24 protein-coding genes are annotated in these 24,536 nt (G+C 56.5%); 14 read left to right on the top strand and 10 right to left on the bottom strand.

Features of this window, described 5'->3' with window-relative positions:
* Positions 1-3 precede the first annotated feature (3 nt).
* The 5 genes from damX to trpS all read left to right on the top strand — a co-directional run bounded on the left by damX (position 4) and on the right by trpS (position 4,643).
* The gene (gene damX / locus PGR10_RS19705) at positions 4-1,290 is read left to right on the top strand and encodes a cell division protein DamX (RefSeq protein WP_430923972.1); all 1,287 of its coding nucleotides are present in this window, start codon (positions 4-6) and stop codon (positions 1,288-1,290) included.
* 79 nt (positions 1,291-1,369) lie between these two features.
* Complete coding sequence (gene dam / locus PGR10_RS19700) at positions 1,370-2,197, top strand: adenine-specific DNA-methyltransferase (protein WP_015369388.1); 828 nt, start codon at positions 1,370-1,372, stop codon at positions 2,195-2,197.
* A 17-nt stretch (positions 2,198-2,214) separates the two neighbouring features.
* A complete protein-coding gene (rpe, locus tag PGR10_RS19695; RefSeq protein ID WP_015369389.1) occupies positions 2,215-2,892 on the top strand; it encodes a ribulose-phosphate 3-epimerase in 678 nt (225 codons plus the stop codon).
* Positions 2,885-3,646, top strand: coding sequence for a phosphoglycolate phosphatase (gene gph, locus PGR10_RS19690; RefSeq protein WP_213794126.1), 762 nt, complete (start codon positions 2,885-2,887; stop codon positions 3,644-3,646). The genes rpe and gph overlap by 8 nt, the downstream gene beginning before the upstream one ends.
* Positions 3,639-4,643: a tryptophan--tRNA ligase gene (trpS, locus tag PGR10_RS19685; RefSeq protein WP_015369391.1), complete on the top strand. Its 1,005-nt coding sequence runs from the start codon at positions 3,639-3,641 to the stop codon at positions 4,641-4,643. Before gph ends, trpS begins: the two co-directional genes overlap by 8 nt.
* A gap of 69 nt (positions 4,644-4,712) precedes the next feature.
* Here the strand turns inward: trpS and cysG are convergent, their stop codons facing one another.
* The 3 genes from cysG to nirB all read right to left on the bottom strand — a co-directional run bounded on the left by cysG (position 4,713) and on the right by nirB (position 9,105).
* A complete protein-coding gene (gene cysG, locus PGR10_RS19680) occupies positions 4,713-6,086 on the bottom strand; it encodes a siroheme synthase CysG (protein ID WP_087859077.1) in 1,374 nt (457 codons plus the stop codon).
* Between the two features lie 152 nt (positions 6,087-6,238).
* Complete coding sequence (gene nirD, locus PGR10_RS19675) at positions 6,239-6,565, bottom strand: nitrite reductase small subunit NirD (protein ID WP_015369393.1); 327 nt, start codon at positions 6,563-6,565, stop codon at positions 6,239-6,241.
* Complete coding sequence (gene nirB, locus PGR10_RS19670) at positions 6,562-9,105, bottom strand: nitrite reductase large subunit NirB (protein WP_430923971.1); 2,544 nt, start codon at positions 9,103-9,105, stop codon at positions 6,562-6,564. The genes nirD and nirB overlap by 4 nt, the downstream gene beginning before the upstream one ends.
* A 215-nt stretch (positions 9,106-9,320) precedes the next feature.
* Between nirB and PGR10_RS19665 the strand changes: the two genes are divergently transcribed.
* On the top strand, positions 9,321-10,643 hold the full coding sequence (locus PGR10_RS19665) for a cytosine deaminase (RefSeq protein ID WP_045361162.1): 1,323 nt from the start codon (positions 9,321-9,323) through the stop codon (positions 10,641-10,643).
* Here PGR10_RS19665 and tsgA read toward each other — a convergent pair.
* Positions 10,640-11,818, bottom strand: a complete 1,179-nt coding sequence (gene tsgA / locus PGR10_RS19660) for an MFS transporter TsgA (protein WP_015369396.1) — start codon at positions 11,816-11,818, stop codon at positions 10,640-10,642. The two genes, PGR10_RS19665 and tsgA, sit on opposite strands and share 4 nt — an antisense overlap.
* Before the next feature lie 277 nt (positions 11,819-12,095).
* Between tsgA and ppiA the strand changes: the two genes are divergently transcribed.
* The 5 genes from ppiA (at position 12,096) to argD (ending at position 15,437) form a co-directional block, all read left to right on the top strand.
* Positions 12,096-12,665, top strand: a complete 570-nt coding sequence (gene ppiA, locus PGR10_RS19655) for a peptidylprolyl isomerase A (protein WP_015369397.1) — start codon at positions 12,096-12,098, stop codon at positions 12,663-12,665.
* Positions 12,666-12,771: 106 nt separating this feature from the next.
* Positions 12,772-12,939 carry a YhfG family protein gene (locus tag PGR10_RS19650; protein WP_087859080.1) on the top strand — a complete coding sequence of 56 codons (168 nt, stop codon included), beginning with the start codon at positions 12,772-12,774 and terminating at the stop codon, positions 12,937-12,939.
* Entirely contained in the window at positions 12,929-13,531 is a 603-nt protein-coding gene (locus tag PGR10_RS19645; RefSeq protein ID WP_430923970.1) for a putative adenosine monophosphate-protein transferase Fic, read from the top strand. Before PGR10_RS19650 ends, PGR10_RS19645 begins: the two co-directional genes overlap by 11 nt.
* Positions 13,532-13,563: 32 nt before the next feature.
* Positions 13,564-14,127 carry an aminodeoxychorismate synthase component 2 gene (pabA, locus tag PGR10_RS19640; RefSeq protein WP_430923969.1) on the top strand — a complete coding sequence of 188 codons (564 nt, stop codon included), beginning with the start codon at positions 13,564-13,566 and terminating at the stop codon, positions 14,125-14,127.
* A gap of 89 nt (positions 14,128-14,216) precedes the next feature.
* The gene (argD, locus tag PGR10_RS19635) at positions 14,217-15,437 is read left to right on the top strand and encodes a bifunctional acetylornithine/succinyldiaminopimelate transaminase (RefSeq protein ID WP_430918616.1); all 1,221 of its coding nucleotides are present in this window, start codon (positions 14,217-14,219) and stop codon (positions 15,435-15,437) included.
* Here the strand turns inward: argD and PGR10_RS19630 are convergent.
* Positions 15,427-17,505, bottom strand: coding sequence for a YccS/YhfK family putative transporter (locus PGR10_RS19630; RefSeq protein WP_015369402.1), 2,079 nt, complete (start codon positions 17,503-17,505; stop codon positions 15,427-15,429). The genes argD and PGR10_RS19630 overlap by 11 nt on opposite strands.
* Positions 17,506-17,555: 50 nt before the next feature.
* Positions 17,556-18,188, bottom strand: a complete 633-nt coding sequence (gene crp / locus PGR10_RS19625; protein WP_000242758.1) for a cAMP-activated global transcriptional regulator CRP — start codon at positions 18,186-18,188, stop codon at positions 17,556-17,558.
* A gap of 304 nt (positions 18,189-18,492) precedes the next feature.
* Between crp and PGR10_RS19620 the strand changes: the two genes are divergently transcribed.
* Positions 18,493-18,897 carry an OsmC family protein gene (locus PGR10_RS19620; protein ID WP_015703648.1) on the top strand — a complete coding sequence of 135 codons (405 nt, stop codon included), beginning with the start codon at positions 18,493-18,495 and terminating at the stop codon, positions 18,895-18,897.
* A 62-nt stretch (positions 18,898-18,959) separates the two neighbouring features.
* Here the strand turns inward: PGR10_RS19620 and PGR10_RS19615 are convergent, their stop codons facing one another.
* The 4 genes from PGR10_RS19615 to PGR10_RS19600 all read right to left on the bottom strand — a co-directional run bounded on the left by PGR10_RS19615 (position 18,960) and on the right by PGR10_RS19600 (position 21,939).
* Positions 18,960-19,829 (bottom strand): phosphoribulokinase, encoded by an 870-nt coding sequence (locus PGR10_RS19615; protein WP_015369404.1) that lies wholly within the window; start codon positions 19,827-19,829, stop codon positions 18,960-18,962.
* Positions 19,830-19,901: 72 nt separating this feature from the next.
* Positions 19,902-20,120 carry a YheU family protein gene (locus tag PGR10_RS19610; protein WP_015369405.1) on the bottom strand — a complete coding sequence of 73 codons (219 nt, stop codon included), beginning with the start codon at positions 20,118-20,120 and terminating at the stop codon, positions 19,902-19,904.
* Positions 20,117-21,139: a hydrolase gene (locus PGR10_RS19605; RefSeq protein WP_045375901.1), complete on the bottom strand. Its 1,023-nt coding sequence runs from the start codon at positions 21,137-21,139 to the stop codon at positions 20,117-20,119. The genes PGR10_RS19610 and PGR10_RS19605 overlap by 4 nt, the downstream gene beginning before the upstream one ends.
* Positions 21,140-21,219: 80 nt before the next feature.
* Positions 21,220-21,939: an NUDIX hydrolase gene (locus PGR10_RS19600; RefSeq protein ID WP_047043185.1), complete on the bottom strand. Its 720-nt coding sequence runs from the start codon at positions 21,937-21,939 to the stop codon at positions 21,220-21,222.
* Between the two features lie 197 nt (positions 21,940-22,136).
* On the opposite strand from PGR10_RS19600, the gene prs reads away from it, so the two are divergent.
* Together prs and PGR10_RS19590 are read left to right on the top strand one after the other, a co-directional pair.
* The gene (prs, locus tag PGR10_RS19595) at positions 22,137-23,006 is read left to right on the top strand and encodes a ribose-phosphate diphosphokinase (RefSeq protein ID WP_042893909.1); all 870 of its coding nucleotides are present in this window, start codon (positions 22,137-22,139) and stop codon (positions 23,004-23,006) included.
* A 4-nt stretch (positions 23,007-23,010) separates the two neighbouring features.
* Positions 23,011-24,501, top strand: a complete 1,491-nt coding sequence (locus tag PGR10_RS19590) for a nicotinate phosphoribosyltransferase (RefSeq protein ID WP_042893925.1) — start codon at positions 23,011-23,013, stop codon at positions 24,499-24,501.
* Positions 24,502-24,536: the final 35 nt, after the last annotated feature.

The following is a 24,536-nucleotide window of genomic DNA, read 5'->3' as shown; positions in this document are numbered from 1 at the left end:
TAAATGGATGATTTCAAACCAGAAGACGATATGAAAGCCGATCGCAACGATCGTCGTGCTGGTCGTTCCCGTCAGTCTTCCGAGCGTGACGCCGATCCGCAGATCAATTTCGACGATCTCGATCTTGAGGCCGATGAAGGCCGTCCGACGCGCGCGAACAAAGCCCGTCGTGAACGCGATGAAGAAGAGTACGAAGAGGACCTCGAGTCCGAAGAAGAAGTAGAAGAAGAGCAGCAGGTTGAACGCCGTCCGCGTAAACGCAAAAAGGCCCCTGCTAAACCGGCTTCCCGCCAGTATGTCATGATGGGCGTCGGGGTGCTGGTACTCCTGCTGCTGATTGTCGGCGTGGGTTCGGCGCTGAAATCGCCATCTTCTTCCAATGAATCCGCTTCTGGTGAGAAGAGCGTTAACCTGTCAGGCGATCAAAGCATGACCGCTGACCAGAACAACAATGCCGCGCAGCCGGCCGATCAAACTGCGGGCAACACCAACCAGCAACAGCCGCAGGACGTTTCTCTGCCGCCGATCGCCTCCAATCCGACTCAGGGTCAACCCGCCTCCGAGCCGCAGGGCCAGCAGCGTGTGGAAGTTCAGGGCGACCTGAATAACGCGCTGACTCAGCAGCAGGGTCAACTGGATAGCGCCGTTGCTAACTCCACCTTACCGACCGAACCTGCGACCGTTGCGCCGATGCGTAATGGCGCCGCGCCGCGTCAAACGACCGAACGCCAGACGGCCGCCACGCCGCGTCCTGCTGAGCGTAAACAGGTGGTGATTGAACCGAAACCGCAAAGCAAGCCGCAGGCTACCGCCAAAGCGCCGGTTGAAACCAAACCTAAACACGTAGAGAGCGCGCCGGCGGCTACCGCCAGCAAGCCTGTCGCCACTGCGCAGACTAAACCGGCTGCGACAACCGCGCCAACGGCTACTGCGCCTGCCGCCACTACCTCCGCCCCGGCGGCCACTGCGCCTGCAGCGACCGCAGCGGCTGGCAGCAAAACGGCTGGCGATGTTGGCTCGATGAAGTCTGCGCCGTCTGGCAACTATACGTTGCAGCTCAGCAGCTCCTCTAACTACAACAACCTGAACAACTGGGCGAAGAAAGAGAAGCTGGAAAAATATGTTGTCTATGAGACGACTCGCAACGGTCAACCGTGGTATGTGCTGGTCAGCGGCATCTACGCTTCGAAAGATGAAGCGAAACGTGCTGTCGCCACGCTCCCTGCGGATGTTCAGGCGAAAAATCCATGGGCAAAACCGCTGCACCAGGTACAAGCTGACCTGAAGTAATGCCGCGAGTAGTCTTAAGCGCAGGATGCTGTCGGAGCGATTTCTCCACAGCCGGAGAAAGTGTAATTAGTTAGGCAGCATGAAAAAGAATCGCGCTTTTCTGAAGTGGGCGGGGGGGAAATACCCCCTGCTCGACGATATTAAAAAGCATTTGCCGGAAGGTGAATGCTTGATTGAGCCCTTCGTGGGCGCCGGGTCGGTATTCCTGAATACCGACTTTTCTCGTTATATCCTCGCGGATATCAATAGCGATCTGATCGGTCTGTATAACATCGTCAAATTGCGCACCGACGAATACGTCAGCGCCGCACGTGAGATGTTTACGCCGGAAAACAACGCCGCGGAGCGTTACTATCAGTACCGTGATGAATTCAACCAGAGTCAGGATCCCCTGCGTCGCGCGGTGCTGTTCCTGTATCTGAATCGCCACGGCTACAACGGTCTGTGCCGCTACAACCTGCGCGGCGAGTTCAACGTGCCGTTTGGCCGCTATAAAAAGCCCTATTTCCCCGAGGCTGAGCTCTATCACTTCGCCGCAAAGGCGCAGAACGCCGAGTTTTACTGCGAATCTTATGAAGAGTGTATGAAGCGCGCCGATAGCCGGGCGGTGGTCTATTGCGATCCGCCGTACGCGCCGCTGACGGCGACGGCGAATTTTACCGCCTACCACACCAACAGCTTCAACCTTGATCAGCAGGTACTGCTGGCGAAAAAGGCGGAATCGTTGATGAAAAAGCGGATCCCGGTGCTTATCTCAAACCACCGCACGCCGCTGACGCAGGAGTGGTATAAAAACGCGGCGGAAACGCATATTGTGAAGGTTCGGCGCAGCATCAGCAGCAACGGTGGTACGCGTAAAAAGGTGGACGAGCTCTTAGCGCTGTATCGTCCGCCGAAGACCAAATAAATTTCAAGGAGATGCGGATGAAGCAGTATTTGATTGCCCCTTCGATTCTGTCGGCTGATTTTGCCCGTTTGGGCGAGGATACCGCTAAGGCATTGGCGGCGGGCGCGGATGTCGTACACTTCGACGTCATGGACAACCACTACGTGCCTAATCTGACGATTGGCCCGATGGTGCTGAAGTCGCTGCGCAACTACGGCATTACCGCGCCGATCGATGTGCACCTGATGGTAAAGCCGGTCGACCGCATCATTCCTGATTTTGCCGAAGCCGGCGCCAGTATTATCACTTTCCACCCGGAAGCCTCTGAACACGTCGACCGCAGCCTGCAACTTATCAAGGAGCACGGCTGTAAAGCGGGGCTGGTATTCAACCCGGCAACGCCGCTGAGTTACCTCGATTACGTTATGGATAAGCTGGATGTGATCCTGCTGATGTCGGTTAACCCAGGCTTTGGCGGCCAGTCCTTTATTCCGCACACCCTTGAAAAACTGCGTCAGGTGCGTCAGCTTATCGATCAATCCGGCTACGATATTCGCCTTGAAGTCGATGGCGGCGTGAAAGCCAGCAACATTGGTGAAATTGCCGCCGCCGGTGCGGATATGTTTGTCGCCGGTTCGGCGATCTTCGGCCAGCCGGACTACAAAAAAGTTATTGATCAAATGCGTAGTGAATTAGCGAAGGTTAGTCATGGATAAATTACAGGCCATCCGCGGCGTGGCATTTGACCTGGACGGCACGCTGGTCGATAGCGCGCCGGGTCTAACCGCCGCCGTTGATAGCGCGCTTTACGCGCTGGAACTGCCGGTGGCAGGTGAAGAACGCGTCGTGACCTGGATTGGCAACGGCGCAGACGTCCTGATGGAACGGGCGCTAAACTGGGCTCGCCAGGAGCGCGCCACGTTACGTGCTGCGATGGGCAAACCTTCCGTCGACGATCATGATATACCGCAAGACGAGCAGCTACGCGTTTTGCGTAAACTGTTCGACCGCTATTACGCCGAAGCGGCGGAAGAAGGCAGTTTCTTGTTCCCGTCGGTGGCCGATACGCTCGGCGCGCTGTATGCCAAAGGCCTGCCGCTGGCGCTGGTCACTAACAAACCAACGCCGTTCGTGGCGCCCTTGCTCGAGGCGCTGGATATCGCGAAATACTTTAGCGTGGTGATCGGCGGCGACGATGTGAAGAATAAAAAGCCGCATCCGGATCCGCTGCTGCTGGTGGCGGAAAAGCTCTCTCTGACGCCTGCCGAACTCTTGTTCGTCGGGGATTCGCGCAATGATATTCAGGCGGCGAAAGCGGCGGGTTGCTGCTCTATCGGTCTGACTTACGGCTACAACTACGGCGAGCCGATAGCGCTGAGCGAGCCGGATTTTATCTTTGACCAATTTAATGAACTCTTGCCCGCTCTTGGGCTACCGTACAGTGAAACTCAGGAATTAAAAAATGACTAAGCCCATCGTTTTTAGTGGCGCACAGCCCTCAGGTGAATTGACCATTGGCAACTATATGGGTGCGCTGCGTCAATGGGTAAACATGCAGGATGACTATCACTGTATTTACTGCATCGTTGACCAGCACGCGATCACCGTGCGTCAGGATCCGCAGAACCTGCGTAAAGCAACGCTGGATACGCTGGCGCTGTATCTGGCCTGCGGTATCGATCCGCAAAAGAGCACCATTTTCGTCCAGTCTCACGTGCCGGAACACGCACAGCTGGGCTGGGCGCTCAACTGCTACACCTATTTCGGCGAACTGAGCCGCATGACCCAGTTTAAGGACAAGTCCGCGCGCTACGCCGAAAACATCAACGCCGGTCTGTTTGACTACCCGGTACTGATGGCCGCTGACATCCTGCTGTACCAGACCAACCAGGTACCGGTAGGCGAAGATCAGAAACAGCATCTTGAGCTGAGCCGCGACGTCGCGCAGCGCTTTAACGCTATCTATGGCGATATCTTTAAAGTGCCTGAGCCGTTTATTCCTAAGTCCGGCGCGCGCGTTATGTCGTTGCTGGAACCGACCAAAAAGATGTCCAAGTCCGATGACAACCGCAACAACGTCATTGGTCTGCTGGAAGACCCGAAATCGGTGGTTAAGAAGATCAAACGCGCGGTGACCGACTCCGACGAGCCGCCGGTAGTCCGTTACGATGTGCAAAACAAAGCGGGCGTTTCCAACCTGCTGGATATCCTCTCCGCCGTCACCGGCCAGAGCATTCCGGAACTGGAACAGCACTTTGAAGGTAAAATGTACGGCCACCTGAAAGGCGAAGTCGCCGAAGCCGTTTCCGGTATGCTGACCGAGCTGCAGGAGCGCTATCACCGTTTCCGCAACGACGAAGCGTTCCTTAATCAGGTGATGAAAGAGGGCGCCGAGAAGGCCAGCGCGCACGCTTCTAAGACCCTGAAAGCGGTATATGAAGCGATTGGCTTTGTCGCTAAGCCGTAATAAGGCTCGCTGAAGGTAAAAAAAACCGGGATTATCCCGGTTTTTTTGTGTCTGTCAGAGCGCATTAGCTTAATGGTTAGAAAACCAGTTCAGCTTGTCGCGTAGCGCCACCACGCGGCCCACGATAATCAACGCCGGGCTGGCCATCTGCTGCGCCAGAATATCCAGCCGATCCAGGGTGCCGGTGACGACCTTCTGGTTGACCGCGGTGCCGTTCTCGACGATGGCGGTCGGCATATCCGCCGCCATGCCGTGGGCGATCAGCTTTTCGCGGATCGCCGGCGCCTGGTTTAGCCCCATATAGAACACCAGCGTCTGTTTTTCCGCCGCCAGATTTTGCCAGTCGAGATCGCTACCGGTTTTCAGATGGCCGGTGATTAGACGTACGCCCTGGGCGAAATCGCGGTGGGTGAGTGGAATGCCGGAGTAGGCCGAGCAGCCGGAGGCGGCGGTGATCCCCGGCACCACCGAGAACGGAATACCTGCCGCGCAGAGGGTCTCCAGCTCTTCGCCGCCGCGGCCAAAAATAAACGGATCGCCGCCTTTCAGGCGTACAACACGTTTGCCGCTTTGCGCTTCGCGCAGCAGGATTTGGTTAATCTCCTCCTGCGGCACGCAGTGATAGCCCGCACGTTTGCCGACAAACACCCGATCGGCATCACGGCGCACCAGGTTCATAATGTCGTCGGAGACCAGTCGGTCATAAACCACCACATCGGCCTGCTGGATCTGCTGCAGTCCCTTGAGAGTGAGCAGCCCGGCATCGCCCGGACCGGCGCCAACCAGCACCACTTCGCCACGATGTTCCAGCGGCTCATTCAATAATCGTTCCGTGGTATTGGCAACGGCCTGACGATCATCGTTCGCCAGCGATTGGGCGAGGCCATCGTTAACAAACAGCTTTTCCCAGAAGCGGCGGCGCTCGCCGACGGTAGCGAACTGTTTTTTCACCCTTGAGCGCAGCTGCCCGGCATAGCGGGCGATTTGTCCGAGATGCAGCGGCAAGAGCGATTCGAGCTTTTCACGCAGTAGGCGCGCCAGCACCGGCGAGGTACCGCCGGAAGACACGGCGACCATCAGCGGCGAGCGGTCGATAATTGACGGCATGATAAAGCTGGCCTGACGGGGCGCATCCACCACGTTGCAGAAAATACGCCGTGATTCAGCGGCCTCGCTGACCTGCTGATTAACGACATCATCGTCGGTGGCGGCGATCGCCAGCCAGCAGTTATCGAGCAGCGCAGGATTAAAATCGCCCTGCGCCAGCGTCAGCATTTGCGCCTCGGCCCACACCTGAAACTGCGGAGTAAACCGGCGTGAGTTGACCGTTAACCTGGCACCTGCGTCGAGCAACAGACGCGCCTTGCGTTCAGCGACATCGCCGCCGCCGACCAGCAAGCAGTCGCGATCGCGTAGTTGGCAAAAAATAGGTAAGTGGTCCACGGCAGATCCTCACGGCAAGGGGGGAATGGGAATGCGGTCGTAGCATAGCAGCAGAGGGATTCACGGAGATATGAATTTTGCCGCCTCTACTTATTAGTGGTCATAAGCTGATGATATGGTTCCCCCCGCGGCGCGGAGGGAACCATGCGGCATCAGGCTTTCAGCTGCACTTTGCCATCTTTAACACGGGCTTCGTAGTGGGCGATGGAGTGGCTCTCATCTTCCATGCACAGCCCGTCGCTGAGACGGAAGCGCTGCTTTTTCAGCGGACTGGCAACCCACAGCGCGCCGTCATGCTCAGCGATAATCCCTCGGGACAGCACGCTGGCATTGAAGAACGGATCGATATTGCTGATGGCGAACACTCTGTCGTCATGGTACGGACGAAAGATAGCCACCTGCTGTTGCCCCAGCAGCGCGCAGACGCCGGTCGCCGGCAGGATGTCGTCAATTTTGCAGATGTTTACCCACTGGCTCATACGTTTTCCTCCACCAGCGTGACCGGGATGCGCTCATAGGGCGTGGCCGGGCGATGCTGGTCACGTTCCGGCACCACCTGAACGTTCGGGTCGCGCTGGTCGCTGTTGATAAAGTGTTTGAAGCGCGTCTGCGCCGCCGGGTTATTGACGGTCTCGGTCCATTCGCAGACGAAAGCGGCGCGCAGGCGAGCCAGCTCTTCTTCAAGGTGATCGTTCAGGCCCAGCTTATCGTCGATGATGACGCTGCGCAGATAGTCGATGCCGCCTTCCATGTTGTCCAGCCACGGCGCGGTACGGGTCAGCTTATCGGCGGTGCGGATGTAGAACATCATAAAGCGGTCGAGATATTTGATGAGCGTATCGCGATCGAGGTCCGCGGCCAGCAGATCGGCGTGGCGTGGTTTCATCCCGCCGTTACCGCACACGTACAGGTTCCAGCCTTTCTCGGTGGCGATGATCCCAACGTCTTTACCCTGCGCTTCCGCGCATTCACGGGTACAACCGGAGACGCCGAACTTCATTTTGTGCGGGGTACGGATACCTTTATAGCGGTTTTCCAGTTCCACGCCGAAGCCGACGCTATCGCCGACGCCGTAGCGGCACCAGGTACTGCCGACGCAGGTTTTCGCCATACGTAACGCTTTGGCGTACGCATGGCCGGTTTCGAAGCCGGCTTCAATCAGCTGGCGCCAGATTTCCGGCAGGTCGTCTTTTTGCGCGCCGAACAGGCCGATACGCTGGGAGCCGGTGATTTTGGTATACAGATTAAATTCGCGCGCGATGCGACCGACGGCAACCAGGCCTTCTGGCGTAATTTCGCCGCCTGCGGAGCGCGGGATAACCGAGTAGGTGCCATCTTTCTGGATGTTGGCGAGGAAGTTATCGTTGGTGTCCTGCAGCGGCGTGTGTTGTGGTTTGAGGATGTACTCATTCCAGCAGGAGGCCAGCAGGGAACCGACGGTCGGCTTACAGACTTCACAGCCGTAGCCCTGACCGTGTTTTTCCAGTAGTTCGTCGAAGGTTTTGATGCCTTCCACGCGGATCAGGTGGAACAGCTCCTGGCGAGAGTAGGCGAAGTGCTCGCACAGATTGTTGTTCACTTCGATACCCTGTTTCGCCAGCTCGGCGTTGAGCACCTGCGTCACCAGCGGAATACAGCCGCCGCAGCCGGTTCCGGCTTTGGTTTCCGCTTTCAGCGCCGCCACGGTGTGGCAGCCTTTATTGATAGCGGCGATCAGGTCGCCTTTGCTGACGTCGAAGCAGGAACAAATCTGCGCGCTGTCCGGCAGTTTATCCACGCCGATAGACGGCTTGCCGCTGCCGGCGTGGGCCGGGAGGATCAGCGAATCCGGGTTTTCCGGCAGCTCAATGGAATTCAGCACCAGCTGCAGCAGGTTGCCGTAATCGCTGGTGTCGCCGACCAGTACCGCGCCGAGCAGGGTTTTGTTATCTTCGCTGACGATAAGACGTTTGTAGACTTCTTTGCTTTCGTCGAGATAGACGTAGCTACGCGCGCCCGGCGTGCGCCCGTGGGCGTCGCCGATACCGCCAACGTCAACGCCGAGCAGCTTCAGCTTGGCGCTGAGGTCGGCGCCGGTGAACAGATTGTCGTTGCCGAGGATATGGTCAACGGTAACCTGCGCCATTTTGTAGCCCGGGGCGACAAGACCATACACGCGGTTATTCCAGCTGGCGCATTCGCCGATAGCGTAGATATCCGGGTCGGAGGTCTGGCAGCTATCGTTGACCATGATGCCGCCGCGCTGGGCGACGGCGAGACCGCACTGGGTAGCCAGCTTGTCGCGCGGACGGATACCGGTAGAGAAGACGATGAAATCGACCTGCAGTTCGCTACCGTCGGCGAAGCGCATCGTTTTGCGCGCGTCGGTACCCTGCTGAACGATCTCTTTGGTGTTTTTGCTGGTGTGAACTTTCACTCCCATGCTTTCGATCTTACGCTTCAACTGCTCGCCGCCCATCTGGTCGAGCTGCTCGGCCATCAGCATCGGAGCAAACTCGATCACGTGGGTTTCCACGCCGAGATTTTTCAGCGCGCCAGCCGCTTCCAGACCGAGCAGGCCGCCGCCGACCACCGCGCCGCGTTTGCTGCGACGGGCGCAGGATTCAATGGCGTTAAGATCTTCAATAGTACGATAGACGAAGCAATCCTGGGTTTCCGCGCCTTTAATCGGCGGGATCCACGGGTATGAGCCAGTCGCCATAATCAGCTTATCGTAGAAAACGGTACGGCCAGCGCTGGAGTGGATAACCTTTTCCTGACGGTTGATGGTAATCGCGCGTTCGCCGACCAGTACTTTGACGCCGTGTTTCTCATAGAAACCTTCGCGTACCAGCGACAGCTCTTCCGCAGTGTGATGGGAGAAGTAAGACGACAGGTGGACACGGTCATAGGCGATACGCGGCTCTTCACAGAACACGGTAATGTCGAATTGTCCGGCAGGCGCCTTATCAAGAAGCTCTTCGATAAAGCGATGGCCGACCATGCCGTTACCGATAATAGCGATTCTGACTTTGCTCATTTTTGCCTCGATTTCTTTTCTATTACCGCCTACCTTAACGATTCAGCTACTACACTCATTGATACAAATCAATTTAGAACTTACCTACCACTTAATGAGTATATTCATGATTTATAATGATTTTTCTAAGTGATGGAAAAATCAGGCTTTTCCGTTCTGTTCTTTTTATGTACAAAGACAGCGGAAGAAATAAGCAATATTCAGGGGAGCAAACTATGTCGACAACGCCGCTGTGGTTAATTCAGAACGTCCATCTGCCAAAGAGGGAAGGGTTGTGGCAGATTGCGATTGATAAAGGGCGATTCGGCGACATCACGCCGATGGGAGAGGCACGCAGCGAAAGCTACGAAGTGCTTAACGCCCGCGGCGGATTGGCCATTCCGCCGTTTATCGAACCGCACATTCATCTTGATACCACGCAGACGGCGGGAGAACCGAACTGGAACCAGTCTGGGACGCTGTTCGAAGGGATTGAGCGTTGGGCCGAGCGTAAAGCGCTGCTAAGCCATGAGGATGTGAAAGCCCGCGCGTGGAAAACCCTGCGCTGGCAAATCGCTAACGGCATCCAGTTTGTCCGCACCCATGTCGATGTTTCCGACCCAACGTTGACCGCGCTGAAAGCGATGCTGGAAGTCAAACAAGAGGTAGCGCCGTGGGTCGATTTGCAGATAGTCGCCTTCCCCCAGGAAGGGATTTTATCCTACCCCAATGGTGAGAGTTTGCTGGAGGAGGCGTTACGGCTGGGCGCCGATGTGGTTGGGGCGATCCCGCATTTCGAATTTACTCGTGAATACGGGGTGGAATCGCTGCATATCGCCTTTCGTCTGGCGCAGAAATACCAGCGTCCGCTGGATATCCACTGCGATGAAATTGACGATGAACAGTCGCGCTTTGTCGAAACGGTCGCCGCGCTGGCGTTAAAAGAGGGAATTGGCCCCCGGGTGACCGCGAGCCACACCACCGCGATGCACTCCTACAATGGCGCTTATACCTCGCGTCTGTTCCGCCTGTTAAAACTCTCGGGCATTAACTTCGTCGCCAACCCGCTGGTCAATATTCATCTGCAGGGGCGCTTTGATGACTACCCGAAGCGGCGCGGCGTGACGCGGGTCAAGGAGCTGATGGCGGCCGGCATTAATGTCTGTTTTGGCCACGATGATGTGTTCGACCCGTGGTATCCGTTGGGAACCGGCAACATGTTACAGGTGCTGCATATGGGGCTGCACGTTTGCCAACTGATGGGCTATCAGCAGATTAACGACAGTCTACAGCTGATTACCCACAACAGCGCCAGAACCTTTGGTCTCAATGATTACGGCATTGCTACCGGCAACCCGGCCAATCTGGTGATCCTGCCTGCTGAAAACGGTTTTGAAGCCGTACGCTGCCAGGTGCCGGTGCGTTGGTCAATTCGTCAGGGAAGGGTCATTGCAACTACGCAGCTGGCGCAGACGTGGATACAGACCGATAAAGGCGGCGAGGAGTTGTTTTTTACCAAAAATAGCCCCTTTGCCGAAGCAAAGGGGCCTAAGGCTTAGTGCGCCGATGCGTTCTGACGGTGGCGGGAAACGAAGCCAAGGAGCAGACACATCACGAATACCACGGCATAGAGTCCGTTCGCGGTGTGCAGCGCGGCCAGCGGGCCGCTAGCCGCGACGATCGGCCCGGTCACCACGAAAGTCAGCATGGTGCCGATGGTGCCGCAGGTCAGAATAAAGTTCACCAGCTTCGGCGAAGCGACTTTAGTCTGCTGCGAGCCCAGGGTGATGATCGAGGTATAGATGGCGCTGGAGAAGAAGCCAAGGGTCAGGATGAACCACGGCATATGCTCCGGCGAACCGTTAATGAACAGATACATCAGGACTGTCGCCAGGCCCGCCAGCACGGTCAGGATGCGCTGCAGGTCGAAGAAGCGCAGGATGAAGCTGAACGACCACATACCGATCATATAGGACATCCAGAAATCGCTGACCAGCTTACCGGCGTCGCCGAGGCTCATGCCGAGGCCTTTGGCATATTCCGGTACCCAGGAGATAAAGCCCAACTGGCCGAGGATGTAGCATAGCGCGGCGATGGAAAGGAACAGCACGCCGATGCCCCATTTCTCTTTCACCACCGGCTGGCTGTTTTCCGCCAGCGCTTTGTTGCCAAGCACCGGGAACTCACAGCCGAAAGTCAGCACGAAAATAGCAACGTAGACCAGGCCGATACAGGCGTAAACCCAGTACCACTCGATGCTGCGCGCCAGCAGAACGGCGGCGACCATCGGGAAGATCATCCCTGCCATGCTGAAGAAGGAGTCCGTGAACAGCAGACGCGCGCCGCGCTGGCGGCCTTCATACATGTGGGTAATCAGGAAAGTACCGATCGACATGGTGATCCCGCTGACCAGACCGAGCACGAACATCGACGCGGAGAACAGCGTCAGGCTGTGGCCGAACATCAGCCCGGCGATAGCTAACAGCATCAGGATAAAGCCGAAGCGCAGCTGGGTTTTCAGCGGCACGATCTCCATCAGCCAGGCATTGAGGAAGATAGAAATCAGAATACCGGCATTGAGGAAGGTAAAGGTGTTACTCATACTGGACACCGGCAGATGGAAATAATCCGCGATGTTCCCCATCACCATCCCGGTGACGATCACCAACGCGCCGGTCAGGGCGTAGGAGAAAAAGCTGATCCATGTGAGCTTGATACGATTGCTGTTAGTCATGACAGGCCTGTGAATAGATAGGTAAAGCGCGTTGACGCTGCGCCGGGCGCACAGATTTTATTCATTCAAGTGATGAAGGCAAACGTTTATATTGAAATGTAGAGCTTATTGCATGGTTTTGTGTGACCTTGATCACATTAATAAGATTGCTCACCCCTGAGTCAGTTCGTAACAAGTGTTTCAGCTAAGTAAAATTAGGTAAAAGGCTAGCCCGCTATGCAAAGGCTCTTTAGAATCAAGGCACTTGCTTTTTACTCTGCTCCGTTAAGGAATTTCCATGCTCAAATCCACTCTGGCGGCGATGGCTGCCGTATTCGCCATTTCAGCATTCTCCCCCGCCATGGCGGCCAAGGGCGACCCGCACGTACTGCTGACCACTTCTGCTGGCAACATCGAGTTGGAGCTGAATAGCCAGAAGGCGCCGATTTCTGTCGATAACTTCCTGAAGTACGTGAACAGCGGTTTCTATAACAACACGACCTTCCACCGGGTGATCCCGGGCTTTATGGTGCAGGGCGGCGGTTTTAATGAGCAGATGCAGCAAAAGCAGCCGAACCCGCCGATTAAAAACGAAGCCGACAATGGCCTGCGTAATACCCGCGGAACGATCGCCATGGCGCGTACCGCCGATCAGGACAGCGCGACCAGCCAGTTCTTCATCAACGTGGCCGATAACGCCTTCCTCGACCACGGCCAGCGCGATTTTGGCTACGCGGTATTTGGTAAAGTGGTGAAGGGAATGGACGTCGCCGACAAAATTTCTCAGGTTCCGACCCACAACGTCGGCCCGTACCAAAATGTTCCGTCCAAACCGGTCGTCATTCTCTCGGCGAAAGTACTGCCGTAACCCTCTTCTGGCGCGGGCGGTCCGCCTGCGCCCAGCTTGCCTCTCTGCGTAACCCGAAATTGCTGCTTATACTTGTGGCACACAGGGGACGATAAGGGAGGCGACCATGCGTTTACTCACCGATAAGCAAAAATCCCGGCTCTGGGAACAGACCCGCAATGCCAATTTTCAGGCCAGCCGACGCCTTGAAGGCGCGACGGTACCGCTGGTTAGCCTGACGGCTGAGGAAGCGCTGGCGCGTATTGTCGAGCTGAGGAGGCGTCATGAGCGATAAATATGGCGACGACCGCGACCCCTATCTCTATCCGGCGTTGGATGTGCTGCGCAACCGGCTGGGTATTCATCAGGCGCAACGGCTGGAACAAACGGCTTGGGAATTCACTTCGCTGCGCGCGGCGACGATCCCGTTGGGCCCGCGCGGCCGCGGCTTACCGCATCTCTGCGCCATTCACCGGCAACTTTATCAGGATCTCTTTGACTGGGCGGGTAAGCTGCGGGAGATCGATATCTACCAGGGCGATACGCCGTTTTGCCACTTCGCGTGGATAGAGAAAGAGGGTAACGCGCTGATGCGCAAGCTGGAAGAAGAGGACTATCTGTGTGAACTCCCCTGGGAGACCTTCGTCGAGCGCCTGAGCTGGTACTACGGCGAAATCAATGTCCTGCACCCGTTCCGCCTTGGCAACGGTCTGACGCAAAGGATCTTCTTCGAACAGTTGGCCATTCACGCCGGCTACCTGCTCGACTGGCGGGGCATCGATCCGGATGCGTGGAGCCAGGCTAACCAGCTGGGCGCGATGGGCGACCCGGAGCCGCTGGAGCGGATCTTTCGTAAAGTGGTAAGCGAAGCGCGGGAATCTGAGTAGAATAGCCCGGTTTTGTTTTTTCCGGAGCCGCTATGATCCTGCTAATCGATAACTATGACTCTTTCACCTGGAATCTGTACCAGTACTTTTGCGAACTGGGAGCGGAGGTGCTGGTTAAGCGTAACGATGAGCTCACCCTGGAAGAGATAGCGTCGCTGACGCCGGAGAAAATCGTTATTTCGCCGGGCCCCTGCACGCCCGATGAGTCCGGTATTTCGCTGGACGTTATCCGCCGCTATGCCGGGAAAACACCGCTGCTCGGCGTGTGTCTGGGTCATCAGGCCATCGCCCAGGTCTTCGGCGCTAGCATCGTGCGCGCCGCTCAGGTCATGCATGGTAAAACGTCGCTTATTGAGCACAACGGCGAGGGCGTTTTTAAGGGGTTAAACAACCCGCTTACCGTTACGCGCTACCATTCATTAGTTATCGACCCGCCAACTCTTCCCGATGATTTTATCGTTACCGCCCGCAGCGCCAGCGGTGAAATCATGGGTATCCGCCATCGCCAGTGGGATCTCGAAGGCGTGCAGTTCCACCCGGAGAGCATTCTTAGCGAACAGGGACACCACTTGCTGGAAAACTTCCTTAAACGCTGATTTGTAGTTGCCATGAAGTGATTTATTATGCATATTTTGTGATTAAAACATCGCAATCATTGCACATTACACAGAAGGATGGGCATCACATGGCAACAGAGCAACCGGCAATCACCCGCGCCACATTCGATGAAGTCATTCTGCCGATTTATGCACCGGCGGAGTTTATTCCGGTGAAGGGGAAAGGCAGCCGCGTTTGGGATCAGCAGGGCAAAGAGTACATTGATTTTGCCGGCGGGATTGCGGTGACCGCGCTGGGCCACTGCCACCCGGCGCTGGTGGCGGCGCTGCACGAGCAGGGCGAAACCCTGTGGCACACCAGCAACGTTTTTACCAACGAGCCGGCGCTGCGCCTGGGTCGACAACTGGTGGACGCCACTTTTGCCGAACGCGTGGTGTTTATGAACTCCGGAACGGAAGCCAACGAAACGGCGTTCAAGCTGGCGCGTCATTACGCAATTACTCGTCATAGCCCGTACAAAACCAAAATCATCGCTTTCCATAATGCCTTCCACGGACGGTCGCTGTTCACCGTCTCGGTTGGCGGTCAGCCGAAATACTCTGATGGTTTCGGGCCGAAACCGGCAGATATCGTGCATGTCCCCTTTAACGATCTCGAGGCGGTGAAAGCGGTGATCGATGACCATACCTGCGCGGTGGTGGTTGAGCCGATTCAGGGCGAGGGCGGAGTGATGGCGGCGACGCCGGCGTTCCTGCAGGGGCTGCGCGAACTGTGCGACCAGCATCAGGCGCTGCTGGTATTTGATGAAGTGCAGTGCGGTATGGGCCGTACCGGTTCGCTGTTCGCCTATATGCATTACGGCGTGACCCCGGATATCCTGACCAGCGCGAAAGCGCTCGGCGGCGGTTTCCCGATTAGCGCGATGTTGACCACCAATGAAATTGCCAGCGCCTTCCATGCCGGTTCCCATGGCTCCACCTACGGCGGCAATCCGCTGGCCTGCGCGGTGGCGACCGCGGCTTTCAACCTGATTAACACGCCGCAGGTGCTGGAGGGCGTGAATGCCAAACGGGCGCTGTTTGTCGAACACCTGCAGCAGATCGATGCGCAGTTCGATCTGTTCAGCGACATCCGCGGCATGGGGCTGTTAATCGGCGCCGCGCTTAAGCCGCAGCATCATGGACGCGCGCGCGATTTCCTCTATGCCGCGGCCCAGGCCGGGGTGATGGTGTTAAACGCCGGCCCGGACGTGATGCGCTTTGTGCCGTCGCTGGTGATTGATGATAGCGATATCGCCGAAGGGATGGCGCGCTTTGCGCAGGCGGTTAAAAACGTGCTTAGCGCCTAGTCGTGCGTAGCCAGATGCCGTGATGCGGACGCTGACGCCATGCCACCGACGAAATGGTGTGCATGGTGTTCAGATGGCCGAGGATCCGCTGCAGATGCTGCTCAAGGGTGCTGAGCGGCCCACGCAACACTTCCCCGTCCTGGGATTCCATAATATTTACATCGCCCGCGCTGCCCGGCCCGTCTGAATCCAGACGCTGCTGACAGCGCTGCAGCGCAATTTCACAAGATTCCAGATACCGCTGCGCCAGGTCAGGCGTTAGCATCGTATGCTCGCGCGCCAGCGTGGTCATGGCGTTGATATGCTCAACGATAAACTGGCTATGGGTTACCCACAGCTTCATATCTTCCAGATAGTGCGAGTTAAAGCCCGGTTCCTGCATCGCCTGGTTAAGCGAGTTATACAGGGCGTTGTGCGCCTGGTTGACGCGCATACGCTGGTAGGCCAACGCCGGGGCCTGCGGATCGGCGCTAAGGATCAGCCGAATAGCCTCCTGATCGGCCTCCAGGGCATCATGGGCGTTTTTACGCAGCAGGCCGCTCTGCCATTGCGGCCATAGCCAGACCATTCCGCCAAAGGCGATCAGACAGCCAATGATGGTATCGATAAAGCGGGCGACGATGAACTGCTCGCCGTTAAGCGTTAGCAACTGCAGGGTATATACCGCGGTGACGGTAAAGCCCACCATCGCCCAGCCGTAGTGTTTACGGATGATGAGATAGCTCAGCAGCGTGATGAACAACATACCGCTTAACGTGTAGCTCTCCGGTACGTGGAAATGTAGGGTCAGCCAGGCGATCACCAGGCCCGCCAGGGTGCCTGCCGCCCGGTGGACAATTCGCACGCGGGTGGCGCCGTAACCGTTTTGCGTCACGAACAGCACGGTCATCAGGATCCAGTACGGCTTCGGCAGATGTAGGGCGCTGCCCATCAGGCTGGCGATGCTCAACATGACGCTGATGCGCGCGGCGTTGCGCAGCGCTGGGGATTTCAATGACAGGTAGTTCTTCAGCGCCGGTAGTAGCGGTAGGCGCCGTTCTTTATCCGCCATCAGGTTACGTGCGTACAGCGGGCGCTGGGTACGCAGCACACGGGCGATACGACTGAAGTGCCAGGCGCAGAACTGCCCAACCGGATTATCGGGGTGCTGATAGGCGATTTTTTCCAGCGCGCCGATTTGCTTATCCATCTGGAAGCGGCGCGGGTAGCGGTGGTAGAGAATATCATCCGCCAGCACGCGCAGACGCGCGGCGACGGTCTGCGCGTTCCAACGGATGACAGCTTCCGCATGGCTGCGCTCCACCAGTTTTTGTACCTCTTCCGGCTGGTGCAGGCTCACTGAAATATGTTCCTGCAGATCCAGCCCAACCTGGAACGCGCGCAGTAGTCGCTTATGATCGCTACGCTGGTTGGCGGCTAACATATGCATCTGCTGATAGCACTGGGTAATTAAATCGACCACCTTCTGCTGGCGGGTAAGCAGCGGCGGCAGGGAGGTCGTCGGGTCAGTGTGCTGCGTCAGGAGGCTATATTTGGCTTCGCAATAATTAGCCAGTTCTCGGTAAAGCAGGCTTAACGACTCGCGCAGCGGCTGCTCTCGCCAGAGCCAAAACCAGAACCAATTAAAGAGTCCGTACCACAAGGTTCCCAGCGCATAGATAAGCAGCGGCTCCCAGATGGGCATATTGCCGGCCAGGCTTAAGGTAAAAATGGCGGCGATTAGCGATGCCGGCAACAGGCGAGCGTGTAGCGAACTGATTTCCGCCGTCACGCCGAGTATCAGCGCCAGCGCGCTGAGGATAAGCGGCAAAGGGATGTCGCGCGCCAGAAGCAATTGCACAATCAGGCTGCTGCCGGCAAATAGGCAGCCGCCAACGATCAGGCGTTTGAAAAAGCGTTTATGCGGGGTGTCGAGACCGGCGATATTGCAACAGGCGGGAACTAAAGAGAACAGCAACCCTTGCTGCAGATGGCCGAGCAGAAGCCCGATGGCCACAGGTAGACACAGCACCAGCGTTTGCCGCAGTGCATAGTTGACTTCCGGGTGGTAAATCAGCCTGCGCCACATGGGAGAAACAAAAACGGCGTACTGCGCGGAGCAATACGCCGTTTAGCGACTTAACGGGTACCGTAGACGACGATAGTTTTACCGTGTGCGGAGATCAGGTTTTGATCTTCCAGCATCTTCAGAATACGGCCGACGGTTTCACGAGAGCAACCGACGATCTGGCCAATTTCCTGGCGGGTGATTTTGATCTGCATCCCGTCCGGGTGAGTCATGGCATCAGGCTGTTTCGCCAGATTCAGTAAGGTCTGAGCGATACGGCCCGTCACGTCGAGGAAAGCAAGGTTACCGACTTTCTCGGAAGTGACCTGCAGACGACGCGCCATCTGCGAAGAGAGGCGCATCAGGATGTCCGGGTTCACCTGGATTAACTGACGGAATTTTTTGTAAGAGATCTCGGCCACTTCACATGCGGTTTTCGCACGTACCCAGGCACTACGTTCCTGACCTTCTTCAAACAGGCCTAATTCACCGATGAAATCGCCCTGGTTGAGGTAAGAGAGGATCATCTCTTTACCTTCTTCATCCTTGATGAGTACAGCCACGGAGCCTTTTACGATGTAGTAAAGCGTTTCCGCTTTCTCACCCTGGTGAATCAGCGTGCTCTTTGATGGGTACTTATGAATGTGGCAATGAGACAAGAACCATTCAAGGGTAGGGTCTGTTTGCGGTTTGCCAAGCACCATGCGCGGTTATCCTCTGTTATAAGCTATCTCCGGACGCCGACACTACACGGCATCCGGGCATGCAATCGTATTTTTCCCTATGCCTGGGAAGCTGGCTGCTCAATTTATGCAGCCTGTAATGTGAACTCCTCAGCATACATGCGGTACATCAATGTATTACTGTAGCATCCAGACTGTTTTAGCATAGCTTTCACCGCATGTCTCCTGGTGTCTCGCTTCAGCATGACCCAGGTCGCCTTCCGTTGCGAGATTTGTTATGTGCGCGTAATCTGTCAGGAAAATTGCAACAGCGGAGTTAAATTTTATGCAAGCGCGTGTGAAATGGGTGGAAGGTCTAACCTTCATCGGTGAGTCGGCCTCCGGCCACCAGATTTTAATGGATGGCAACTCCGGGGACAAAGCGCCCAGCCCGATGGAGATGGTGTTAATGGCGGCGGGCGGCTGTAGCGCAATTGACGTGGTGTCTATCCTGCAAAAAGGGCGTCAAAACGTCACTAACTGCGAAGTGAAGCTGACCTCTGAACGCCGTGAAGAGGCGCCGCGCCTGTTCACCCATATCAATCTGCACTTTATCGTCACCGGTAAAGAGCTGAAGGATGCGGCGGTGTCCCGTGCGGTGGATTTATCCGCGGAGAAGTACTGCTCGGTGGCGCTGATGCTGGAAAAGGCGGTCAACATCACCCATTCTTACGAAGTGATCGAAGCCTGAGACGAATTGATGTAGCGGGACGCTAACCCCGGCAGCACGGCGACCGGGGTTTTATTTTACCCTTAACTAATGGTTTTGCCTTCCATCAAGCGCTCGACCAGCGGCGCCATAATGAGCTCCATCGCCAGCCCCATCTTACCGCCCGGTACCACCAGGGTGTTCATATGCGAGATAAACGACCCCTGTAGCATCGCCAACAGCCAGGGATAATCAATCCCCTGCAAATTGCGGAAGTGAATCACCACGAAGCTTTCGTCGAGCGATGGAATGCCTTTGGCGGCAAACGGATTCGAGGTATCCACCGTCGGCACGCGCTGGAAGTTGATATGGGTACGTGAGAACTGCGGGGTGATGAAATTGATGTAGTCCTCCATCGAACGCACCACCGAGTCCATCACCGCTTCGCGCGAATGGCCTCGTTCGCTGGTATCGCGAATGAGCTTCTGAATCCATTCGAGGTTGACGATCGGCACCACGCCGACCAGCAGGTCGACATGTTTCGCCACGTCATGCTGCGGCGTCACCACGCCGCCGTGGAGCCCCTCATAAAACAGCACGTCGGTCGGTTCAGGCAGCGGCTGCCACGGGGTAAAGGTGCCGGGAACCTGATTCCAGGGAACCGCTTCATCATAGGTATGGAGATATTTTCGCGACTGGCCCTTGCCGAATTCGCCGTACTCTAAAAAGGTGCGTTCAAGCAGGCTGAAGTCGTTGGCTTCCGGGCCGAAGTAGCTGATGTGTTTGCCCTGATCGCGCGCTTTGCGGATCGCCATGTCCATTTCCGGGCGAGTGTAGCGATGGAAGCTATCCCCTTCGACCTCCGCGGCATGCAGGTTCAGCTGCGAGAAAATTTTGCGAAACGCGAGGCTGGTGGTGGTGGTGCCCGCGCCGCTGGAGCCCGTGACTGCGATCACTGGATGTTTGGCAGACATAACAACTCCCTGATTAAGTGATGGTGTGTCGCCGTATCGCGCCAGGCTCTCGCGGTTAGAGGGGCATGGCGCTTAGCCGTTAAACATCTTGCGGGGCATGATGTTGACCGTCTCGTGCAGTTCTGACCACACCAGCACGGCCTCCCCGGTTTTAAGCTGCTGTTTTACATCGGCGACTTTATCGGCAAGCGAACGTTCATGTTCACCATAATCGGTGCCTTCGCGCAACACAAAGCTTTCAATCAGATTATCCAGCGTTTCGGGATCGAGATCCTGCCAGGGAATAATCATGCCTGTCCTCCCAGCCAGCGGGTTAACCAATCCGGAATACGTTGCTCCAGCCACATCTGCGGTTTTCGCAGCGTACCGCCGACAAAGCCAACGTGGCCGCCTTGTTCCGTGAGCTGATATTCGACGTTTGCCGGCAGCTGTTCCTGCGGCGGGATGGAATGATGGTCCATAAACGGATCGTCTTTTGCGTGAATGATCAGCGTCGGCTTGGTGATATCGCTTAAGCGCGGCATCGCGCTGCACTGTCGGTAATAGTCTAGCGCATCGGCGAAACCGTGGATTTTGGCGGTGATCATGTCGTCGAATTCGCGGATGCGGCGCATGCTTTTGAGCTGGCGAAGATCGACCGGCAGCGAGCCCGGATAGGCTTTTAGCTTGCGCGCGGCGTTAGCTTTCAGCAGGTTGAGCAGGTAACGCTGATAGACGCGCGAAAATCCTTTATCCATATGGTAGCTGCAGGCTTCCAGCATAAAGGGCGCCGAAACAATGACGGCCGCATCGAGCGGAATATTGTCGCCTTCTTTCGCCAGCAGACAGCCCAGCATGTTACCGCCAAGCGAATAGCCTACCGCTGCCGTCGGCGCAGCGCCGAACTCACGCTGCAGCCAGTGCAGGAACCAGGTGCCATCTTCCGTTTCGCCAGAATGGTAAATACGACTGTTACGATTCGGCTCGCCGCTGCAGCCGCGAAAATGCATCACCACCCCGAGCCAGCCGCGCTGCATAGCGGCGTGAATCAAACCGTGGGCGTAAGGGCTGTGCAGGCTGCCTTCCAGACCGTGAAAAACCACCAGGCGCGGTTTGTGGCGCGCGCCGGCGGGGTCTTCGCTCCAGGCCAGATCGACGAAATCGCCATCCGGCAGCTCAAGGCGCTGCCAGTGCGGCGTAAATCGGAGCTTGCGGCGGATGATCCGCGGCAGCATGGTTTGCAGATGACGATTGCCCACGCCGCGCATCGGATGGAATTCGCGCGAATCGTTATCGGGGGGCGTCACTGCTGTCGGGGTTATTTCAACCATAGTACCAGGATTATTAAGAAACTTTTAGAACACTATACCGCGCATAAAAGTGGGCGGTTAGCCAATATGTGGTCTTGCGGCTAATCGGCAAGCAGATTGCGCGAGAAGAGGTGGATATCCGCACCGGGCTTGAGCCGCCACAATCGCGCCTTTCGCGCCCCTGTCGCCAGCGTTTCTCCGGTTTCTTCGAACATGCCGGAGGCCTCAAAACGGCGGATTAGGCTTTTACGCTGAATCGGCTGGCCGAGGATGATTTCGGTCGCTTCCTGCAACTGGCCGTGGGTAAAGGTATCCCCCAAACAGTAAACAGGCAATAACGAATACATCGTTTTCTGGCGCAGGCGCTCCAGCGCGGCGCTGACTATCTGCCGATGATCGAAGGCAAGGTGATACTCATCAAGCTGCTGGACCGGCACCCAGCGGGCGTCGCTGACGCTGGCGATATGCGGCTGACAATCGACCCAGGCGATTAGCGCGAACCAGGCAACGGTCAGGCTCCAACCGCGCGGATCGCGGTCCGGTCCGGAAAAGGTACCGAACTGCTCCAGCCATGACGGGGAAATGCCGGTTTTTTCCGTCAGCTTCCGCAGCGCCGTAGTGCGGGTGGACTCATCGTGGGCCATATCGATAAATCCGCCGGGCAGCCCCCATGCGCCTTGCTGTGGAGGATTCGCGCGTTCAACCAACAGTACGCACAGCGCTCCCTGATGAAGGGTAAACAGCACGCTGTCGACGGTCACCAGCGGTGAAGGAAAACGGCTGGCGTCGTAGTGGTTGAGGTAATCGGCGTCGGTGGTCATAACATGCTCGCTGCGCAATAAGAACGCCGACAAGTGTACCAGCCCCCTTCAGAGCGGCAAGTGGCTATTTTTTCCTTCTATCTTTCAATGGGTTAATTCTTTTTCGTCGCGGAACGATATTTAATGCTTGCATGAATAGTGTCTTAAGGACATTATCAATTGTGTCCAAGAGACATAATTTAGGCGAGGAGGCCATCATGAGCGAAAAATTCACACTTTTGCTGGACGATACAGCGGTAACCCTTGCCAGCGGCGTCTTCCCTGATGGCGCAGGCTGGCTGAAAGTGACCGGTGAGCTGCCGGCCTCCGCCGCGTTAATGCGCATCCGGGCGGTCGCGCTACGTGATATGAATGATTTTATGCTGCTGGCCCAGTTGGTGGAGGCCGTTCGCCATGTGACCGATGTCGCCTTCAGCCATCTGGAGCTGCCATGGCTGCCGTGGGCGCGCCAGGATCGCCATATGGTGCCAGGCGACAGCTTTGCGCTGAAAGTTTTTGCACAGCAGCTGAATACACTGGGATTCGACAAAATTGTGGTCCTCGACCCGCATAGTGAGGCCGCGGCGGCGGCGGTAAACAACCTGGTCGCGATTAGCCAACAACAGTGCCTGCTGCAGAACTCCCATCTGCGACGTGCCATCGCCGCCGGGGAGTTAATGCTGGTGGCGCCGGATGCTGGAGCGTTAAAGAAAATTCAGTATGTCGCTAAAGCCTGTGGCGCCAGCGAGTTTGCGATCCTCAGTAAGGAGCGAGATGTCGCTAGCGGCGCGTTAACAGGCTTTTCGCTGCTGGCCGGAGAGGTGGCGGGTAAAGCGGTACTGATCGTTGATGATCTTTGCGATGCCGGTGGAACGTTTATCGGCTCGGCGCAGGTCCTGCGTGACGCCGGCGCGCGTAGCGTTAGCCTGTACGTGACGCATGGCGTCTTTTCTAAAGGCATTACGCATCTATTGAATAATGGCATCGATGCTATTTACTCCACCACCTCTTATGCCTCTGCGGCTTTAGTCCATCCACAGCTGGAACTGATTGATATTGAAACCATTTACCGCGCTTATTGGGGATAACAAAATGAAAATGAATCCGATTCTGGCTATCGATGGTTATAAAGTTTCCCATCGCGTTCAGTATCCACAGGGGACGACTAAGGTCTATTCGAATTTTACGCCGCGCGGCGACCGTTTCTTTCAGTCGCCGCTAGCGGATGGCAAGTTGGTATTCTTCGGCTTACAGGGTTTTTTACAGTGGTTCCTCATCGATCTGTTTAACGAGGGCTTTTTCGCTCGTCCGGAAGAGGAAGTGGTCAGCGAGTATAAGCAGGTTATGGACGGCTACCTGGGACGGGATAGTGTCGCGGTAGATCATATCCGCGAGCTGCATCAGCTAGGCTACCTGCCGCTGCACATCAAAGCGCTGGATGAAGGCACGAAAGTGCCGATGAAGGTACCGGTTTTAACCATCACCAATACCCTGCCGCAGTTTTTCTGGCTGGTGAACTATCTGGAGACGGTCCTTTCGGCAGAACTGTGGAAAACGTCGACTAATGCCACTATCGCGCATCACTATCGTCTGATCTGCGAACGCTGGGCGGAGCAAACCTGTAGCGATCTGACACATCTGGATTTTCAATGCCACGACTTTTCGTTTCGCGGCATGTCCGGGCTACATGACGCCGCACAGTCTGGCAGCGGGCATCTGATTAGCTTTAAAGGGACGGATAGCCTGCCTGCGCTGCTCTACGCTCGTGATTACTATACTCGGGGTGAAGAAGACACGATCGGCGCCAGCATCCCCGCTACCGAGCATAGCGTGATGTGTATGGGCGAGCGGGCTCGGGAGATAGAAACTTTTCGCCGGCTCATCGCTGACGTCCACCCGCAGGGGTTTGTCTCTATTGTTTCCGATACCTGGGATTACTGGCAGGTACTGACCGAGTATACCCGCGAACTGAAAGCCGTCATTATGCAACGCCAGGGACGTGTGGTATTCCGACCGGACAGCGGCGATCCGGTGGCTATCCTCTGCGGCACTGCCGCCGATGATGATACCCGCAGCGATCGTCGCGCCGAGGAGAAAGGTTCGGTTGAGGTGCTGTGGGAAATCTTTGGCGGGACGATTAACGAGAAGGGGTATAAGGTGCTGGACCCCCACGTAGGTCTGATTTATGGCGATTCTATTACGCTTGCGAGAGCGGATGAGATCCTGCGTCGCCTGGAAGCTAAAGGCTTTGCCAGCGCTAACGTGGTATTCGGGGTGGGTTCATATACCTACCAGTACAATACGCGTGATACTTTCGGCTTTGCGATGAAAGCCACCTGGGGGGAAGTGAATGGCGAAGGAAGAGCGCTCTTTAAGGAGCCAAAAACCGACAACGGCCTGAAACGTTCTGCGCGCGGGCTGTTACGCGTAGCGCGCGATGCCAGCGGCGAGCTACGGCTGCATGACGATCAAAGCCAGGAGCAAGAAGGTCAGGGAGAGCTAACCACTCGTTTCCTTGATGGCCAGCTGTTTGGTTACGAATCATTGTCACAGATCCGCGCCCGGCTGGCGGCGCAGCGTTGATGCCAGGCGAATGAAAAAAGGCGGGATATCCCGCC

This window comes from Klebsiella sp. 141198 (assembly GCF_050600785.1).
GTDB lineage: Bacteria > Pseudomonadota > Gammaproteobacteria > Enterobacterales > Enterobacteriaceae > Klebsiella > Klebsiella aerogenes.
Note: the sequence above shows the minus strand (reverse complement) of the source record. Positions and strands in the feature narration are given on the sequence as shown.